At 33.8% G+C, this 2,241-nt stretch carries 3 protein-coding genes and 2 pseudogenes; 2 read left to right on the top strand and 3 right to left on the bottom strand.

Going from position 1 to position 2,241, the window contains the following annotated elements:
• Both A5868_RS19225 and A5868_RS07460 read left to right on the top strand, forming a co-directional pair.
• Positions 1 to 221 (top strand): hypothetical protein (locus tag A5868_RS19225; protein WP_087654131.1); only part of this gene is annotated, 221 nt, incomplete at its 5' end.
• Between the two features lie 167 nt (positions 222 to 388).
• Positions 389 to 1,222, top strand: a complete 834-nt coding sequence (locus A5868_RS07460; RefSeq protein WP_086303988.1) for a hypothetical protein — start codon at positions 389 to 391, stop codon at positions 1,220 to 1,222.
• On the opposite strand, the gene A5868_RS18995 is transcribed toward A5868_RS07460, so the two are convergent.
• The 3 genes and pseudogenes from A5868_RS18995 to A5868_RS07450 form a co-directional block, all read right to left on the bottom strand.
• Positions 1,194 to 1,364, bottom strand: a complete 171-nt coding sequence (locus A5868_RS18995; protein WP_176281303.1) for a hypothetical protein — start codon at positions 1,362 to 1,364, stop codon at positions 1,194 to 1,196. The genes A5868_RS07460 and A5868_RS18995 overlap by 29 nt on opposite strands.
• Before the next feature lie 231 nt (positions 1,365 to 1,595).
• A pseudogene (locus tag A5868_RS19530) lies at positions 1,596 to 1,817 on the bottom strand (AAA family ATPase); the annotation flags it as partial.
• Between the two features lie 103 nt (positions 1,818 to 1,920).
• A pseudogene (locus A5868_RS07450) lies at positions 1,921 to 2,241 on the bottom strand (LD-carboxypeptidase); the annotation flags it as partial.

Genomic DNA, 2,241 nt, shown 5'->3' with positions numbered 1-2,241 from the left:
TATATACACAAGTGGGCAGCACCCTTGTGCCTTTGACTACTGCTAAACCTGATGATGAAGGAAACTTAGTATTTTTTCATCTGAACAAAAAATCACCTATGAGTATAAAAACTTTCTTCTCAATTTTATTAATCCACAAAAATAGAAACGTTTTCTATTGGAGTAATCAAAAAATTTCTATTTATAGTTACCGAATAAATCGTGGGAAAATCATCGTATAAAAAAGAGCACCCGATTACTCGAATGCTCCTTGCAGAAAATAAAGATTTTCTTGGATTGATATTATTATACAGTGTAACGCTTACATGTGCAATAGAAAAAAGACCTTAGCTCTCGCTAGGGTCTTTTTTTGCTATAATAGTTTTGATTTAGAAAGGAGAAACTATTAATGTCAATACATTTATCTACGCCATTTTGCCCTCGATGTTCGCGCGAAAATAAAATTTCACTTTTATCTGGAGATGCATTTGATTCAGTCACACTCGATATGAAATGTACAAACGGGCACAAATTAGAAATGTACCTGTCAATCCCGAAGTTCGCTTTACTATTTGAAAACGGTTTGTCTGCTTTCAATGACAGTTATTACTTTGAAGCGTTTACTTGCTTTTACTCGGCGTTAGAGTCTTTTAGAGAAGAATTCGTAGCGGTACATTCCTATTTTGAATTAAATAAATCCATAGAAGAATCAGTTAAATTCGCACATTCTCTCGCCTATTCTGAGAGAATCATCGGGGCTTTTAACTTAGCTTATTACTCCTACTTTAATGAGATTGTACCTAAAAGCGGCGCTAAGTATCTATCTACAAACGATGTCACTCTACGGAATGGTATCTTTCACGCTGGAAAAATTCCAACATCAGCTGAAGTTTTTAAAATAGGGGAAAGGATATATATGTTCATTTCCCTTACTTATTTAACCTATGTCATCAAGTCAGAAAGGGCAGTTTTTCCTATGCCACGAATAGCCCGCTTTGAGGCGCAGAAACAGAACCAATGGGCACAAAGTGTTACGAGTTCAGAAGAAGAGTATCGATCAATCTACGGGTTAGGTCATCCAAAATATGGAATATATAATATGATAACGGGTATTCCCTTAAACACACATTGGAACAATGAAGTGGCTGAAAGTGACATTCCCAACTTTAACGACGCTCTAAAACAAAATAGAAAGTACACGAAGGATACTTTTTTTATACACAAAGATCATACCGATCTCTAATTTTGTCATACTCAATATCAATTTCTTCAAGTTTTGCAGGGTGTACTTGAATACTATGTCCTGAGCTCCAAAAAACAATTTCTTTATTTTCATCTAATTTTTGTAGCATTTCAATAAACTCTTTTACTGTAAAATCTTCCATAAAACCACCTCAATTGGATGGTTATTTAGTAATCCAATTATAGCACGTATTTCGTGAGGAATCATGAGCTCATCTGTATCAAATTTTAATATTTAGCGTACCTTCTCTAAAAGAGAATATATTTTCTACGTACCCCGCAGGACTCGAACCTACGACCGGACGGTGTCATTTTCATTTATAAATGAAAAATTTTAATCGGAATATGGCAACTCTCTACATTCGAAGAGATTTTTTATATTCCAAAATATGGTGTGTTTCGTCTTTACTAAGATTATCAAATTCATGGGCAAATCCTATGCACGAGTATAATTGCGGATAACGAGACAGTCTTTTTTCAATATCAGGCATACCAACAAGAACCAATGCTAAGTCATTCTTGTCATAAATATCTCTCAATTGTTCTAAGTGTTGTAATTTTAAACTATCAATTTCATCGACAATAATAAGATCAATTCCTTCTTAAGAATTTGAAGCATAGGTTTCTTTTGATTGATTTTCTGAACACTCCATATAGACATCTTATAAGTTACTATACTTTAATAGATTTTATTAACAATTAGGATAGTGGACTTTCTAACAAGGTTATTATCTTTTTATTTAAGTCGAGCTGCGCATAACCCCCTAGAGGAAGCGTCCATTTTGGTTCTGTATGTCCAAAATTACAATTATATAAAATAGGTAATCTTTCCAGATTAAATTCTTTCATAATCTTTTTGATTGAAGTTTGATACTCTTTGAAATATCGGTTATCTTGTGGTTTTCCGACTAAAATCCCATTTAATAAGGATAAGTTCCCCATTACTCCCATTGTGCGCAATTCTCGCTCAACAAATTCAGGTGCGGGATATTCTTCTGAAGTTTCAAGTAATAAAAGGCC

It is taken from the genome of Enterococcus sp. 12F9_DIV0723 (assembly GCF_002174375.1).
Lineage (GTDB): Bacteria > Bacillota > Bacilli > Lactobacillales > Enterococcaceae > Enterococcus_A > Enterococcus_A gilvus.
This window is presented reverse-complemented; position numbering and strand designations above follow the sequence as displayed.

What these genes read in the sequence shown, in the direction of transcription:
- A5868_RS18995 (WP_176281303.1), bottom strand. Translation starts at nt 1,364, where the DNA reads ATGGAAGATTTTACAGTAAAAGAGTTTATTGAAATGCTACAAAAATTA.
- A5868_RS07460 (WP_086303988.1), top strand. Translation starts at nt 389, where the DNA reads ATGTCAATACATTTATCTACGCCATTTTGCCCTCGATGTTCGCGCGAA.